The following is a 16,158-nucleotide window of genomic DNA, read 5'->3' on the forward strand; positions in this document are numbered from 1 at the left end:
GTGTCGTGATGCCTCGCAGCGCTTGGGCGCTGGCGGTGAAGCTGGCAATGGCGGTCTCGAAGGCGGCTGTCGGTGGCTCGCACGAGGCTTTCGTGTAACACCGCCTGTTTACAGTGATTGTCATGAAGCGCACGAACGATTGCAGCGATCTGACGGCCGGAGTGCCCTCAGGCTTGATGCCGGAGAGCGACCTGGCTATGACGGTGTCGACGGTGTCGACGTCTCCTGCCGAGCTGCTGTCGCCGACCGTGCCGCTGTTGGGGGTCGTTCCGGTCCCACCATCCGAGCCACCATCGCTGAGCGAGCTGCGGTCGCCGGCCGCTTCGGTGCCCCCTGCCGAGCTGCTGCCGCCAGCCGTGCCGTTGTTGGGGGGCGGGTCGGTGCTGTCGGTGTTGTGCGGGGCTCGTGAGGTGGTCGCTGAAGCGTCGCGGGTGTCGTTGTGCGGCGAGAGCAGCGAGACGCTGAACCAGGTCATCGCCGCAACGGCGCGTTTACGGTCGGTGACCCAGGCGCTGCTCTTGGGCGCGACCGCTGCGCTGGAAGCCAAACGCGCCGGGTCAGGCCACACAGCGCTGCGCGACCAGGCGCGTCTTGGCTCCCGCAACGCCAAGCGCACCGTCGAGGTCAGCGAGCAGCTCGCCCGGATGCCCAATGTGGCACGCGGACTGTCGGTGGGCGATCTGACGCCAGAGCACGTCGAGGTGCTCGCCGACGCTGCGCGGCGCACCAGCCCCGAAGCTGTCGACACCGCCGTCGAGCTGCTCGAAGCCGCCGCGCAAGTCGCGCCCGAGGTGCTGCGCCGCGACGCCCAAGACTTCGCGGCCCGTCACGATCCCGATTCCGTGCGCACGGTGCTGGACCGTCAGCGCCGTGAGCGCAGCGCGGCACTGTTCATCGACGAGCGCACCGGCATGGGGGTCCTCAACGCGAAGTTCGACCCGGTCAGTTTCGCATTGGTGCAACAAGCAGTCGAGAATTACAACGACGCTCTGTGGCGTCTCGACGGTGGACGCGACGGAACCCCGCGCCAAGTGCGCGACAACCGCCAGCGCCTCGCTGACAGCGTCTTCGAGATGCTCACCGACCGCAACGCCCTGGCCACCATCGAACACCCCGCAGCCCAAACCCCCAACACTGCACCCGACCACACCAGCAATGCCGACCACGACATCCTCAGCATTACCGGCCACCGTCACCACGGCGATGCCGAACCGGACCGAGGCGACGACCGCGCCGGACCCGACCACGCCAACAATGCTGTCGTGGAGCGGCCGGTGGGACGTTCGATCGAGCGGTGGCGGGCCGCCCAGGCACCCAACCAGCTCATCATCGTCGCCGAGATCGGCGTCATCGACGGCACCAAGCCCGACGGACGCTGCGACATGCTCGGCGCGGGACCGGTGCCCCCTTCGATCCTCAACCAGCTCTCACCCGACACACGCATCAGCGGCGCACTGTTCAACACAGCCGGACAACCGCTATGGCTCGGACGCAGCCGCCGCCTCGCCAGCGTCGCCCAACGCCTCGCCATCGCCATACGCGACCGCGGCTGCGTGCTGTGTCGCGCCCCCATGCACCGTTGCAACGACCACCACATCGACGAATGGCAAGCCGACAACGGCACCACCGATATTCCGAACCTCGCCGCCCTGTGCGGCGACTGCCACGACAAGCTTCACAACAACAACCAACGCCTCCACCAACACCACGCCACCCGGCAATGGGCCGCCAAGCCCCGCACCGACAACACCCGCAGTGGTACCGACACCCACACCCAGGAAACCGAGCCGCCATAACAGCAACCAACCGCTGCCCACAGCGGCACCACCCGTGCCGACGCTGCCAGCGCTGCGGGCGACAGGGGCGACGCCACCCGCCGACGCACCACCAAACTCCGCACCCACACCGACCCCACCCAAACCGACCCCACCCAAACCGACACCCACACCTACGGCGCGAGGCTGCCACCCAGTTCGTTTCGGCGGTCAGCGAGCGGCTAGCTCAACCCCTTGGCTGAACTCCTTGGCTCAAGACAAGGCCACCCACGCAAACGTTGCCTGACACGGCACTCGTTCTGCATCCGGATACGTGTGGTGAGTTGGTGTCCGTGGAGCATCCGCAAGCCACCGCCAACACCCTCGCAGCGCTGCGCGATATCTGCGCCCGCCGCCTGCACGACTATCTGCGCTGGCGCAACGCCGTGATCAGTCCGACTGCGAACCCTGACTCAGGCATCGAGGCACTTGGCAGCGTCATTGATGTCGCGGCGGAGCTGGATCTTCAACTCATCGATGCCGTCGAAGCGCCGCTCAGGCCGCAGCCTGCGGACGAAGCGCAGCTTGGCCGTCTCGTCGTAGAGATCGCCGCGGAAGCCGATCAGGTGCGCTTCGATGAGCGAGCGCTCTGCGAACTCATAGAACGTCGGCCGGCGGCCGATGTTGACTGCGGCAGCGTATTGCGACCCATCAGGACGCAAGTACCACGCGGCGTAGACGCCGTCAGCAGGAACCTGCAGATCCGGGGTCGTGGGCAGGTTCGCCGTGGGCACCCCGATCTGGCGGCCGCGACGGTCGCCGAGGGTGACGACTCCGCGCACCTCGAACGGCCGACCGAGCAGCCGGTGCGCTCGCTCCACATCGCCCGCAGCAAGCGCTTCGCGGATCGACGTGGACGAGATGACGTCTCCGTCGCCGGTCATCTGCTTCACCAGCGGGAGTCCGACCACCTCGTAGCCGTACTCAGCGCCGACTTGTCGCAGCGTCTCGATATTGCCTCGCCGTCCCTTGCCGAAATGAAAGTCGGCACCTACCACCACGGCTCGCGCAGACAGGCAGTTGACGAGGATCTGCTGGGCGAACTGCTCGGCGGGAACCGCTGACTGCTTCTTGTCGAAGGTCACAACGAGCGTGAAGTCGACGCCGGTCTCGGCCAGCAGCTCCAGCTTGTAGTCGAGATCGCACAACAACAGCGGTGCCGATTCTGGCCGCACCACGGTGGCGGGGTGGCGGTCGAAGGTCACGACCGCCGTGGCGCAGCCCCGCTCGGCTGCCAAACGATGCATCTCTGAAATCACCGTGCGGTGCCCTCGGTGGATGCCGTCGTACTCCCCTACCGTCACGACACTGCCGTGCTCGAGCACCGGACACCAATCCAAGTCGCGGATGACCTCCATGCGCGCAACGCTACTCACGCCGGGCCCGCGCGAGTCCGCCCGCCCAGAGATCACTGCGGGATCACTACGGGATCACTGCGGGATCACTGCGGGATCACTGCGGGATCACTGCGGGATCACTGCGGGATCACGACGGCAAGACCGTGGCACGCAGTCGCCCGTCGACGCGCTCATGCACGGCCACGAGCGCTCCGGTGGGGTCGACCAGCACCCACGGACCGGAGCCGTCGTAGCGAGCGTCCACGAGATGGACACCGCTTCTGGCCTGAATTGCCTCTGAATCGGACATGAGAATCTGCGCCAGATCCCGCACCAGCTCGAGGGGCGTTCGCAGTTCGGCCTCGGTCGGGGGACCCGCCTCGGACAGCGTGAATGAGCCGCTGCGCGTGCGCCGCAACGCCCGGATGTGCGCCCCGCCTCCCAGCGCACTGCCCAAGTCGGCACCGAGAGTTCTCACAAAGGTGCCGGCAGAACAGTCGACCACGGCCCGGTAGACGAGCGGGTCGTCGGTGCGGTCCACTTTGAAGCGATACACCTCAACATCGCGTGGTGCGCGTTCTGCGGTCTGCCCTGAGCGGGCGATCTCGTGCAAGCGGCGGCCTCCGACGCGCACTGCAGACACCATCGGCGGCAGCTGCGAGATCGTGCCGATGAAGCCCGCAGCTGCAGCGGCAACATCGGTCGGATCCAGGTCCATGCGCCAAGTCGTAACCGGCTCGCCGGCAGCATCGAGGGTGCTGGTCTCGACGCCGAACACGATCTCGCACTCGTAGCTCTTGCGAGATGCCGTGGCGAATCGCAGCAATCGGGTCGCGTTGCCGATGCCGACCACGAGTACGCCCGTTGCGGACGGGTCGAGCGTGCCGGCGTGGCCGATGCGTCGCTCGCCGAAGCGGCGCCGCAGCATGTCCACCACGTCATGGGAGGTGGGTCCAGGCGGCTTGTCAACGATGACTGCGCCATGAACAGTCGCTGGACGGCGTCGCGCCATGGCCGTCAGGCTTCCTCGTCCCGCTCAACGGCGAAATCGGAGACCTGCGCCTCATCTGGCTCGCCCGACAAGCCGGCCAGCAGGTCTTCGATCCTCTCGGCGTTGATAGGCCCCTGGTCCCGGCGAAAGCGGAGCGCTGGTGTGCGCCTCAAGCTGGTCTGGTCGCCCAAGGCACGCTGAAGGCGGTGATGATGCTCATCGAACGCCGCAGCCGCCTCCGCCTCGGATTCCTGATCGCGCACGTCGTAGTGCACTACTGCGGCAGTCAGCTCGCGATCAACGTCCACGCCGGTGATCACAATGCCGTCGAACACCTCGTCGAGCCGTTCCATCTCCGAGGCCACGACGCTTCGCACCAACTGGGCGACGCGGTCGGTCCGCTCGTACTGGTGCGCAGCCGGCATCGAATGTCGCCGACGGCGGGGGCGACGAGCCATCGGGTGACTGCTCCCTCAGGCGACGCGGGCGATCTCGCGTTCGGTATACGTCTCGATCACGTCGCCTTCCTTCAAGTCGGTGAAGTCGCTCAGACCGATACCGCACTCCATGCCCGCGGACACCTCGGCGACGTCGTCTTGGAAGTGGCGCAACGACTTGACCGACCCCTTCCAGATGATCGTGCCGTCGCGCAGGAACCTGACCTTGGCGCCGCTGCGCACGTTCCCGTGCTCGACGACGCAGCCAGCCACGGGCCCGACGCCTGAGATGCGGAAGACCTGGCGCACCTGCGCCTCGCCCGCCACGATTTCCTCGAACTCGGGTTCGAGCAGGCCGACCATGGCGTTTTGCACGTCTTCGATGAGGTCGTAGATGATCTCGTACAGCCGGACTTCGACATCCTCGGTCTCGGCTGTCTGACGCGCATTGCGGTCCGGGCGCACGTTGAAGCCGATAATCGTGGCCTCGGAGGCCGCGGCGAGCTGCACATCGTTCTCGTTGATCCCGCCGACGCCACGGCTGACGAAGGAGAGCTTCACGTCGTTGCGCTCGAGCTTGCGCAGACTGTCGGTCACTGCCTCGAGCGAACCGTGCACATCGGCCTTGAGCACGACGTTGAGCGTGGCTGTCTCGCCAGCCTGCACCTGCCTGAAGATGTCCTCCAGCTTCGCTCCGCCGCCGCTCCCGCCGGCAGTGCCGGCCAAGCTGGCCTGGCGCTGCCAATGCTCGCGGGTCTCGGCCACCTTGCCTGCGGTCTTCTCGTCGGGGGCAACGACGAACAGGTCGCCTGCACGTGCAACCTCGCCGAGACCGAGCACCTGCACTGGTGTGGATGGACCCGCCTCGCTGAGCGGAGCACCGCGATCGTCGGTCATGGCACGCACTCGGCCCCAGGCCGCGCCGGCAACCATCGGTTCGCCGACGCGCAGGGTGCCCCGCTGCACCAGCACCGTCGCGACCGGACCCCGGCCGCGGTCGAGATGGGCCTCCAGCACGATTCCGACAGCCCGGCCCGATGATTCGGCAGTGAGCTCCTCGAGTTCTGCGACAAGCAGGATCTGTTCGAGCAGCTCGTCGATGCCCTCGCCGGACATTGCCGACATGGGAACGGTGATCACTTCGCCGCCGTAGGACTCGGGCACGAGGCCCCGTTCCGCCAGCTGGGCGCGCACCCGGTCGGCGTCGGCGCCGGGACGGTCCATTTTGTTGATGGCGACGATGATCGGCACATCGGCCGCACGTGCGTGGTCGATGGCTTCGGCAGTCTGCGGCATAACACCGTCATCAGCCGCCACGACCAGCACGACGAGGTCGGTGGCCTGCGCTCCCCGGGCCCGCATCGCCGTGAACGCCTCATGGCCCGGCGTGTCGATGAACGTGATCCGGTGATCGCCGCGAGAGGTCTGATAGGCGCCGATGTGCTGGGTAATGCCACCCGCCTCGCCATCGACAACGTTCGAGGAACGAATGCGGTCGAGCAGCAGTGTCTTGCCGTGGTCGACGTGACCCATGACGGTGACCACGGGCGGGCGAATCTGCCCGTCGACGTCAGAAAGGTCGACCTCGAGGGCCCGCAGCAACTCCTCTTCCTGCTCGGCGCCGGGTTCGGTGATGCGCACTTCGGCTTCGAGTTCGACAGCGAACAACTCGATCATGTCGTCGCTCAGCGATTGCGTAGCGGTCACCATCTCGCCCTGTTGGAGCAGGAACCGGACGATGTCGGCTGCGGAGCGATTCAGACGGGCGGCGACCTCCTGGGCCGTCGAACCCCGCTCGATGACGATCTCGCCTTCGGGGACGGGTGCGTCGATCGGCGTGTAGGCGGTGAGCTGCTGGGGCTGCAGTTCCTCGCGCTGGCGACGACGGCGACGGCGAGGGCGCCCACGGGCGCCGCGTGGTGCACCACGCGGACCTCCCGGTCGTGCACCGGGCGGACCTGCTGGGCGTCCGCCAGGCGCTGACGGGGCTCCTGCGTGAGGGCGCCCGCCACCAGGCTGCCCGCCATGGGGACGCTCGCCACCGCCCGCTGGACGGCGGAACCCGCCAGGGGGACCCGAGCGATAGGGGCCGCCGCTGCGTGGAGTGGTGCGTGGCGGACCGGGCGGCGGGGGAATCGGCTTGCCCGAACCCGAGCGAGGCGCCAACGGCGGGGGCGGAATCGCGCGGCCGTCGGCAGCGTTCGGAGGCACCGGCAATCGAGACGGGGGCGGCGGTAGTTCCGGGCTGGCCGCGTCGGAGGGAACTGGTCTCGAAGGCGCCGCCGGTTCGTCGGTTCTGGCCGCCGGTCGCTGAAGTGGCGGAAGAACCGGCCGCGCGGATTCTTGGCCGCTTGAAGTGACCAGACGCCGCGGTGGCGGCAAGTCGGGCGGAAGGGTGCCCGGAGGAGGCATTTCGCGCGGCAGTGGTGGTGCGGACTCGGCTGGCGCCGCCGGCCGAGGCTCTGTCGGCGCTGGCGCTTCTGCGGCAGGAATGGGTTCAGGCGTCTGCGGAACGGGCTCCGGTGCGGGCGCAGATTGCGGAGGTGGTTTCGGTTCGGCCGGGGCGGGCCGGGCCGGGCGAACCGGACGAGCGGCTGGCGTGAATCGGGGCGCCGCTGGGAACTCTGGACGTTGTGGCGCACGCACAGTCGAAGCGGCGGACTTCGCAGGTGCCTTGCGAGCCCTGCGAGCCCCTGGCTGCGGCTCTTGATGAATCAGTCCCTCACGTGCGGCCTTGCGCCGGACGCGGTCAGCCTGAGCATCCTCCATGCTGGACGAGTGCGTCTTCACACCGATGCCCAGGGACTCGCATACGTCGAGCACTTCGGTGAGCGTGATGCCCAGCTCTTTGGAGAGCTCGTGAACGCGGACTTTCTTCGGCAAGCGGTCGGTCTTTCTTTCGGGAGTTGAGGCGGTGCCCAGCAGGGCTCAGGAAATGGAACAGGGACGCGACGAGACCGGCCATGGGCCTCAGGGCGTCGCCGAGTCCGATGGAAGCGTACTGGGGTCGGTGTGGGCCTCTGCAGGGGTCTCATCGGCGTCATCGCCGATCGGAGCGCCATCGGCGGTCGGAACGCCATCGGCGGTCTCGTCGACCTCCTGCTGTTCGGTGACTGCCTCGGACCACTGGCCCGCTGTGATCGCTTCGCCGCCGTCAGCAGGAACCCAGGTCTGCTCGCCCGTATCCGAGTTCGTCACCCACTCACCCTCGGCCCATTCCTCTCCTGAGTAGCCGGCCTCCTCCTCGGCAATCTGGGTTTCGCTCTTGATGTCGATCCGCCAGCCGGTCAACCGGGCCGCCAGGCGAGCGTTCTGGCCCTCGCGGCCGATCGCCAGCGACAGCTGGTGGTCGGGCACGATGACCTCCGCCACACCCTGTTCGGAGTGGAAGCGGACCTCCCGGACACGAGCCGGGGACAGCGCCTTGGCCACAAAATCGTGGAGGTCGTCGGAGAACGGGACAATGTCGATCTTCTCGCCCCGCAGCTCGTTGACGACCTGACGGACGCGGCTGCCTCGGGCCCCGACGCATGCGCCGACCGGATCGACGTTGGAGTCGTTCGACCACACGGCGATCTTTGTGCGATGTCCGGGTTCGCGCGCACACGCCTTCAGCTCGACAACACCGTCGGAGATTTCGGGGACCTCCAGCTTGAACAGCTCACGAATCAGTCCCGGGTGTGTGCGCGACACGACGATCTGCGGACCCTTCGCGGTCTTGCGCACCTCCACGATGTATGCCTTGAGGCGACTGTTCGGCTCTGGCCGCTCGTAGGGCACCTGCTCGGATTGGGGCAGCAATGCCTCGACGCGACCGAGGTCAAGCAGGGTGTACCGAGCATCGTTCTGCTGGATGATGCCGGTGACAATGTCGCCCTCCCGTCCGGCGTACTCGTCGTACTTCATGTCGCGCTCGACCTCGCGGATGCGCTGGTTCAGGACCTGCCGGACGGTCTGGGCCACGATTCGCCCGAGATCGTGCGGTGTGTCGTCCCACTCCCGCAAGACAGTTCCGAGTTCGTCGACTTCCTGCGCGTAGACCGTGATGTTGAAGGACTCGTCGATGATGACGTACGCCTGCTCAGCGGCTCCCTCGCGGCGCTTGTAGGCCGATTCGAGGCCGTTCGCGACTGCCTCGAGCAACACCTCGGTGCTCATGCCCTTCTCGGCGGCGAGTGCTTGGAGCGCCTCCATGATCTCGGGGCTGTTCATCGTCCCTGCCTTCCTGGCTTGCTACGAGGGCCTGACTTGGGGTGAGGGGCGCTGGGCGATCCAGGCTTGCGCCGCGGGCGCGGACCCCATTCGAATGTCGTGCGGGCCTTGGCGATGTCGTCGAATGGCACCGTCAAGATCTGGCCAATCTCATCCGGTCGGGCTTGGGTGTGGCCCTGCTCACCACTGGAAATCTCCACGACGCGGACCGAGACGCCGGAGGGGTCGGATTCCAGAATCTCGCCGACGATACGCCGCCGCGGCGATTGACTGGTCCGGATCACCACCTGCTCGCCGACAGCACCAGCAAAGTGTTCTGGGCGGCGCAAGCTGCGCTCGAGCCCAGGACTGGACACTTCGAGAACGTACCGGCCCTCGATCACGTCGGCAGCATCCAGAGCCGCGGACAGCCTGCGGCTCAGTCGGCCGAGTGCCTCGACGCCGATGGCGCCCCCGGCCATGGCAGAAGCCAGCACGACCAGAGTCCCGCCTCGCCATTGCACGTCGTAGAGGGCACAGCCGACCTCGGTCGCTACGGGATCAGCGAGTTCCGCTATTTCGGAGGGGTGAGGACTTTCGGGGGCGCGCGAGGCCGCAACGGTGTGAGTCATCGCAACCTCCCTGTCCGCGTCGCCCCAGCTGCCCTCGGGGCTGTGCCTGCGGAATGAACGCTTGCAACCGAACTGCAAGGGCGCTTGCGCAGAGCCCACGACCAGCCGAAACTGTCCTGCGGACCTAACGCTACCAGTGCGACCTTGGGGTTCCCGACCGCGGAGCCGAGTTTGTGCGCCTCTAGCGGCCCTCGGGCCCGAGCGGCCCGTGAGCGCAGCGAACAAGAGCGGGAGACAACAGCCTCGTCAGTGACAGCCGCAAGCTGCGCGGCTAGCGGCTCCGAATGAGGGCAACGCGCTCGGCGGCATGGTTGACATCGTCACCCTGCTCGCTCGCCTGCGCGGCACGATCAGCTTCTGCTGCTGCTGCTGCGCCGGCCTCGGCTCTCCCAAGTGCTGCCTCGACGCCGTCGGCCGCCACGATCTTGGCCCACTTCACCAGCGCCGCGACCATCTCGTCCTCGGGCACTACGGCCACGACTTGGCCCTTGACGAACAGGTGACCGCGCGAGCGGCCTGCCGCTATGCCCAGATCGGCGCTGCGGGCCTCGCCGGGCCCGTTCACCACGCAACCCATGACGGCCACCTGCACGGGCAGGTCCAAGCCTTCAAAGGTTGCTTGTGCCTCTTGGGCCACCGAGATCACGTCCACCTCCGCCCGGCCGCACGAAGGGCAGGCAACAAGATCGGTACCGGAACGCTCCCGCAGTCCCAGCGCCCCGAGCAGCTGCTGGCCGGCAGTGGCCTCTTGGACGGGGTCGGCCGTCAGGCTGAAGCGAATGGTGTCGCCGATGCCCTCGTTCAGCAGGGTCGCTATGCCGGCGGTGCTCTTCACCAGGCCGGCCGGCGGGGGTCCAGCCTCGGTGACGCCGAGATGCAAGGGAAAGTCGACCGCGTCGGCGAGCATCCGGTAGGACTCCACCATCAGCGTCACGTCGCTGGCTTTCACCGAGATCTTGACGTCGTCGAATCCCACCTCTTCGAAGTACCCGAGCTCTCGCTTGGCCGATTCCACCAGCGCGGTGGGCGTCATGCCATAGCGCGCCTCGATGTCGGGATCGAGGGATCCGCCGTTCACGCCGATGCGGATCGGGACACCACGATCTCGGGCCTCAGACGCCACGGCGCGTATCTGGTCAGGCTTGCGGATATTGCCTGGATTCAGCCGTAGGCAGGCCACTCCGGCATCGAGCGCTGCCAGTGCGAGCCGGTACTGGAAGTGGATATCGGCCACCAAGGGCACGGGCGAGCGGGGAACGATGTGCGCAAGCGCCTCCACAGCCGCAACGTTGTTCGCGGTGCAGCGGACGATGTCGGCCCCGGCCCCGGCCAGCGCATAGATCTGGGCAAGCGTGCCATCAACGTCCGATGTCTTCGTCGTCGTCATCGACTGCACAGAAATGGGTGCCCCACCCCCGACGGCGACCGAGCCGACGTGCACTTGGCGTGTGTGGCGTCGGGCGTAACTGCCGGATGACTCAAGCGTCATGGCCACCTCTCACAGATCCACCGGGTTGGCGATATCGAGGTACAGCAGCCCCACCGCCAGCAGGGCGAGTGCGGCGACCACGACGGTGGCGAGCGGCGCAAGTTTGCTCGGATCGATCAAGTATCGGCCGCGACCCCCGCGTTCTCGCCAGCGTTCATAGGTCGCGACAGCCACATGACCTCCGTCGAACGGCGGCAGCGGCAACATGTTGAACACACCGAGGAAGACGTTCACCAGGGCGAACATCAGCGCTCGCTCGGACCAGCCCCAAGAGGTGTCCGACGCCAGGTCCACGATGCCGTAGATCCCCAATGGGCGCATGCCCAGGTTGCTGTTCGCCGAAGGATCACCGGGCGCCGACACGATGCGGTCGACAACGTCGCCAAAATTCGCGAACAAACCCCAAATGCCTCGTACAGAGTCGACTATTGAGCGCCCAAGGTCGGTGAATGCAAGGACCGCCGCAGTCGGCAGACCGACCGTCTCATAGACGATGACCCACTCGGGCCGAACACCCAAGAGCCCTGACCCAGTACCGGGGTCTGTTGCCAGCTCTGCCTCAACGGTGCGCAGGACGCCATCTCGCTCGATCTCCAGCGACACTCGCTCGCCGGGTCGGGACTGCACTTGGGACACGAAGACGTCCCATTCCTCGGTGTCTGCACCGTTCAAATTCACGATGCGGTCGCCGGCCAAGATGCCCGCCGCGTCTGCAGGGAATGTCACTCCGTCTCGCTGTGTGATCACCTCGGCGACTTGCCAGTTGTTTCCATCGCGAGCGGGCGCGCCAAGCGCCGCATGCACCACTCCGAACGCGACGAGCGCAAGGCACAGATGCATGAGCGAGCCTGCGCTCACGACCAACAACCGGCGCGGATAGGTCTGAGTGCGGTAGGCCCGGCTCTCGTCGCCCGGTTCCACGGGTTCGGAGCGCGACATGCCGATGATGCGCACATATGCGCCGAGCGGCAGTGCGCGCAGTCCGAACGACGTCTCTCCGCGTCGGAAGCTCCACAGACGGGGGCCGAAGCCCAGAAAGAAGTCGGTGACCTTCATCCCGACGGCACGAGCGGCCGCGTAATGGCCGAGCTCGTGCATGAACAACACACCGGCAAGCACCGCTGCGGCACCCACGGCGAATGGGTAGCTCCAAGCCAGCACCACCAGCGCCATGAGCGCCGCAATCCCGCCGGCATTGCGCGCCGTCGAGCTTGGTGCCGGAAGTTCTGGCTCGTCGATGTGGCCCTTCACGATCGGATTCCCACCACTGCGTCGGCGGCTCGGCAGCGGCCAGCTCGATCAGCTGCGATCACGGCATCCACGCTGTCAGCCGCGGCGCCGTCATGGTGCTGCATCGCGCTGTCGATGACGGTGGCGATCTCGTGCCACCGCAGCCGGCCATCCAGGAATGCGGCCACGGCCTCCTCGTTGGCCGCATTGAGCCACGCCGGGGCGGTGCCACCGGTTCGGCCCGCCTCGTAGGCAAGGTTCAAGCAACCAAAAGTGTCGGTATCGGGCAGCTCAAAGGTGAGGCTCCCCAATGCGGACCAGTCAACGGCCCCAAAGGGTGTCCCGATGCGCTCGGGATAGGCCAGGGCATAGCCAATCGGGAGACGCATGTCGGGCAGCGAGAGTTGCGCGACGGTGCTGCCGTCAGCGAATGTCACCATCGAGTGGATCACCGACTGGGGTTGGATGACCACGTCGATCTGGTCGTAATCCACCCCGAACAGTTCGTGTGCCTCAATGACCTCGAGGCCCTTGTTCATGAGGGTTGACGAATCGACGGTGATCTTGGGTCCCATCGACCAGGTGGGGTGTGCCAAGGCGTCTGCGATTGTCACCTCACGCAGCGCCTCAGCGCCGCGGCCCCTGAAAGGCCCGCCGCTGCCGGTGAGAATCAGACGCTCCGGCGCCGACGCTTGGCCAGCGAGGCACTGGTGCAGGGCGCTGTGCTCGCTGTCGACCGGAATGAGCTCGGCGCCCGGCACGGCTCGCAAAGGCTGTACCAGCGGACCCGCTGCGATGAGGCTCTCCTTGTTGGCGAGCGCGAGGCGGCGCCCGGCCCGCAGGGTTGCCAGCGTGACGCCCAAGCCCGCGAAACCCACGACGCCGTTCACGACGACGTCGGCCCGGCCTGCGAGATCGGCGAATGCGTCGGGGCCCGCCAGCACCTCGATGCCAGCAGGCAGCGCAGCCCGCAGCTCCCGAACCAATCTCGGATCGCCGATGCCGACGGCAGCCGGTTTGAACTCGGCAGCCTGCGCCGCGAGCTCGCTCACCGAGCTGTTCGCGCCAAGCGCGATGGCCCGGAACCGGCCCGGCTCGGCGCGTATCACCTCCAGCGTCTGGGTACCGATCGAACCTGTCGATCCGAGCACCGCGACGGTTGTCGCGCTCATGGACCTATCCCAACACGTATGTGCCGACGAAGTACGCCGCCGGCAATGCAAACAACAGCGCGTCGAAGCGGTCGAAGACGCCGCCGTGACCGGGCAGCAGATTGCCCATGTCCTTCACGGCCACATCGCGCTTGACCAGCGACTGCGCCAGATCCCCGAGCGGCGCTGCGAGCGCGACGGCGAGGCTCAGCCACAACGCATCAAGCAGGCTTCCGGTCCACGGGAACACCCCGGGAAAGCGGTTCAGCACCAGAGTGGTGACCACCACCGACAGCACGATTCCCCCGATGAGCCCTTCGTGGGTCTTGTTGGGGCTGATTCGTGGTGAAAGCCGGCTCTGGCCGGTCGTGCGGCCGATGACAAAGCCGCCGACGTCGTACGCGGCGGTCCCGATCACGGCGCCGATCAGCATCGAGTCGCCGTTGGGTTCGCGCAAGATCAGCGCAGCGAATGAACCCAATCCGCCCACCCACAACAGACCGAGCGCGGTAATTGCCAAATTCGCAGTGGGATGATCCCGCTCGATGCCGAGCAAGAACCAGCAGAAGATTGTCACTGCGGACACGGCCAGCACGATCGGATAGGCCTCCACACCACGCAGGTGCACCCCGACGGTCAGGCCGGCGACGCCCGCGAGTCCTGCCAGCGTCGCCGGGCGGTATCCAAGCGGCCGGGCGGCTCGGTAGAACTCCGCTGCGGCCAGAACCAAGACAATCACGACGAGCGCGACGGTGGCGGCCTCGCCGAGCCGAAGCGCGCCGAAGAACAGCGCAGCCAACGCCAATCCGACGACGATGGCGGCGGGCAGGTTGCGACCGCTGCGGCCTGCATCAGAGGGGCCGTTGTGCAAGACGGTTCGGGTTTCGTCGCTCACGACTCCACGCTCCTCGTAGTCCTGGCTCCCCTCGCGCCAATGCGAGGCCGACGCATCGAGCCGGGCCCATTGAGCGAAGCGATCAGGTTCAGATGTCGCCGCGCCAGCCTCCGACGGTAGTTCGGCTGCGGCTGCGGCTGCGGCTGTTGCGACCGGCGCCGATGCGGCAGCGGCCTCAGTCCCGGTGTCTTGCGGCATCTCGGCCGGAGTCGGCTCGATATCGGCCCGCGGGATCTGCGGCGCTGTCTCATCGTCGGGGGAATCGAACAACGGCTCATAACCAGCAGCATCGGGTTCATCGGTAGGCGTTTGCGTCTCGCCGGCGAAACGCGGGTCGTCGGGCAGCTGCGGAAACAGTCGCGAGCCCCCGCGACGCGCCGACTCTGCGGCCGCAGCGTCTGGCGCAGGCGGATCCGCAGGCTCAGCCGAAGCTGGTGGCGCGGGAGGGTCAGTCGACTCGAAGTTCACCAGCGGCCGGGTCGCGCCCAGCGGATCATCAGAAGCCGCTGGATCGCTCGGATCCCCACCAGGGTGCGTCGGCGGATCCTCGCTGCTCTCGGACATCTAGCTCCACACCTGTTCGGTCACACCTCGAGGAGTTCTTGCTCCTTGGCGTCCAACGCCCGATCAATGTCTCCGACGAACTTCGCAGTCGCGGCGTCGAGCTCCTGTTCGAAGCTGCGCTTCTGGTCGGCGGAGATCTCCTTCTCCTTTTCGAGCGTATCGAGATCGTGGCGAGCACTGCGACGCAGGTTGCGCACCGCGACGCGCCCGTCTTCGGCCATCTGTTTCACCACTCGTACCAGATCCTTGCGCCGATCCTCTGTCAGCGGGGGGAAGTTGAGGCGCAGCACATGGCCATCACTCGATGGGTTGATGCCCAGGTCAGACTCCATGATCGCTTTGGAGATGGCGTCGAGCGCAACGCGGTCAAAGGGCTGGATGACCAGCATGCGGGCCTCGGGTACTGAGAATCCCGCCAACTGTTGCAGCGGAACAGCCGCGCCGTAGTAGTCGACCTGAAGCTTCTCGACCAGCGCCGGCGTTGCTCGGCCAGTCCGGACCGTGCCGAAGTTGCCGCGGGCGTGTTCGACGGCGCTGCGCATGCGTTGGCGAGCGTCTCCGCAAATCTCGGCGGCGAATTCGCTCACCTGACCAGCGTACCGGGGCCCGTTCGAGTGTCGCCGTCACTCACAAGCCCAGTGCTAGCCGCTGAACCGATCAACGCACCAGCGTGCCCAACGCTTCACCTTCGACAACGCTGCGGAAGTTCCCTCGCGTCATCAGATCGAAGACCACGATGGGAGTGGCGTTGTCCTTGCATACTGCGATGGCTGCAGAGTCCATCACCGCCAGCTCCCGTGAGAGCACTTCGAGAAACGTGACCTCGCTGAGGAGTTGAGCGTCGGGGTCCGTCTGGGGATCGGCCGTGTAGACACCGTCGACGCCCGAATGGGTGCCCTTCAGCACGACATCGGCGTCGACTTCCGCGGCACGCAGCGCCGCAGCGGTATCCGTTGTGAAGAACGGGTTGCCCGTACCTGCCGCGAAGATCACCACGCGACCCTTTTCCAGGTGGCGCACAGCGCGACGCCTGATGTACGGCTCTGCGATCTGAGCCATCCCGATGGCGGTCATCACCCGGGTGGGCACGTCCCGCCGCTCGAGCGCATCTTGCAGCGCAAGCGCATTGATCACGGTGGCGAGCATGCCCATGTGGTCAGACTGGGCGCGGTCCATGCCGCCAATCGAGCCTGCCATGCCACGCCAAATGTTGCCGCCCCCGACCACGACGGCGACATCAACTTCCAACGAGGCCCACACATCGGCAATCTCCGATGCCAGCGCGTCGACCACCAAGGCGCTCACGTTGTGACCCCCAGGTTCGGCCAGAGCTTCGCCAGACAGCTTGAGCACTACCCGCTTCCACTTCGGCGGGCCTTCCCAACGACGGGGCCTCTGCGGCTCGTCAGACACAGCCGCAGCCACCG

At 66.8% G+C, this 16,158-nt stretch carries 13 protein-coding genes and 1 pseudogene; 1 reads left to right on the forward strand and 13 read right to left on the reverse strand.

Going from position 1 to position 16,158, the window contains the following annotated elements; translation table 11 throughout:
• Positions 1-122 precede the first annotated feature (122 nt).
• A complete protein-coding gene (locus ACOOHB_RS08870; protein WP_420444425.1) occupies positions 123-1,796 on the forward strand; it encodes a DUF222 domain-containing protein in 1,674 nt (557 codons plus the stop codon).
• 431 nt (positions 1,797-2,227) lie between these two features.
• Here the strand turns inward: ACOOHB_RS08870 and ACOOHB_RS08875 are convergent, their stop codons facing one another.
• From ACOOHB_RS08875 to pyrH, 13 genes and pseudogenes are all read right to left on the reverse strand, one after another.
• Positions 2,228-3,172, reverse strand: a complete 945-nt coding sequence (locus tag ACOOHB_RS08875) for a bifunctional riboflavin kinase/FAD synthetase (RefSeq protein WP_420444426.1) — start codon at positions 3,170-3,172, stop codon at positions 2,228-2,230.
• Between the two features lie 127 nt (positions 3,173-3,299).
• Entirely contained in the window at positions 3,300-4,163 is an 864-nt protein-coding gene (truB, locus tag ACOOHB_RS08880; protein ID WP_420444427.1) for a tRNA pseudouridine(55) synthase TruB, read from the reverse strand.
• 5 nt (positions 4,164-4,168) lie between these two features.
• Positions 4,169-4,567 (reverse strand): ribosome-binding factor A, encoded by a 399-nt coding sequence (locus ACOOHB_RS08885; protein ID WP_420444428.1) that lies wholly within the window; start codon positions 4,565-4,567, stop codon positions 4,169-4,171.
• 48 nt (positions 4,568-4,615) lie between these two features.
• Positions 4,616-6,790, reverse strand: coding sequence for a translation initiation factor IF-2 (infB, locus tag ACOOHB_RS08890; RefSeq protein ID WP_420444690.1), 2,175 nt, complete (start codon positions 6,788-6,790; stop codon positions 4,616-4,618).
• Between the two features lie 534 nt (positions 6,791-7,324).
• Positions 7,325-7,462 (reverse strand): annotated as a pseudogene (locus ACOOHB_RS08895) (translation initiation factor IF-2 N-terminal domain-containing protein); the annotation flags it as partial.
• 87 nt (positions 7,463-7,549) lie between these two features.
• A complete protein-coding gene (nusA, locus tag ACOOHB_RS08900) occupies positions 7,550-8,791 on the reverse strand; it encodes a transcription termination factor NusA (protein WP_420444429.1) in 1,242 nt (413 codons plus the stop codon).
• Positions 8,788-9,402, reverse strand: a complete 615-nt coding sequence (rimP, locus tag ACOOHB_RS08905) for a ribosome maturation factor RimP (RefSeq protein ID WP_420444430.1) — start codon at positions 9,400-9,402, stop codon at positions 8,788-8,790. Before rimP ends, nusA begins: the two co-directional genes overlap by 4 nt.
• 271 nt (positions 9,403-9,673) lie before the next feature.
• A complete protein-coding gene (gene ispG, locus ACOOHB_RS08910) occupies positions 9,674-10,891 on the reverse strand; it encodes a flavodoxin-dependent (E)-4-hydroxy-3-methylbut-2-enyl-diphosphate synthase (RefSeq protein ID WP_420444431.1) in 1,218 nt (405 codons plus the stop codon).
• Between the two features lie 9 nt (positions 10,892-10,900).
• Positions 10,901-12,142 (reverse strand): M50 family metallopeptidase, encoded by a 1,242-nt coding sequence (locus ACOOHB_RS08915; protein ID WP_420444432.1) that lies wholly within the window; start codon positions 12,140-12,142, stop codon positions 10,901-10,903.
• Positions 12,139-13,293, reverse strand: a complete 1,155-nt coding sequence (dxr, locus tag ACOOHB_RS08920) for a 1-deoxy-D-xylulose-5-phosphate reductoisomerase (protein ID WP_420444433.1) — start codon at positions 13,291-13,293, stop codon at positions 12,139-12,141. Before dxr ends, ACOOHB_RS08915 begins: the two co-directional genes overlap by 4 nt.
• A 4-nt stretch (positions 13,294-13,297) precedes the next feature.
• Positions 13,298-14,731 (reverse strand): phosphatidate cytidylyltransferase, encoded by a 1,434-nt coding sequence (locus ACOOHB_RS08925; RefSeq protein WP_420444434.1) that lies wholly within the window; start codon positions 14,729-14,731, stop codon positions 13,298-13,300.
• A 20-nt stretch (positions 14,732-14,751) separates the two neighbouring features.
• Positions 14,752-15,318, reverse strand: a complete 567-nt coding sequence (gene frr, locus ACOOHB_RS08930) for a ribosome recycling factor (protein WP_420444435.1) — start codon at positions 15,316-15,318, stop codon at positions 14,752-14,754.
• 70 nt (positions 15,319-15,388) lie between these two features.
• Complete coding sequence (gene pyrH, locus ACOOHB_RS08935; RefSeq protein WP_420444436.1) at positions 15,389-16,144, reverse strand: UMP kinase; 756 nt, start codon at positions 16,142-16,144, stop codon at positions 15,389-15,391.
• Positions 16,145-16,158: the final 14 nt, after the last annotated feature.

This window comes from Candidatus Poriferisodalis sp., from assembly GCF_965215815.1.
Classification (GTDB): Bacteria; Actinomycetota; Acidimicrobiia; order Acidimicrobiales; family Poriferisodalaceae; genus Poriferisodalis.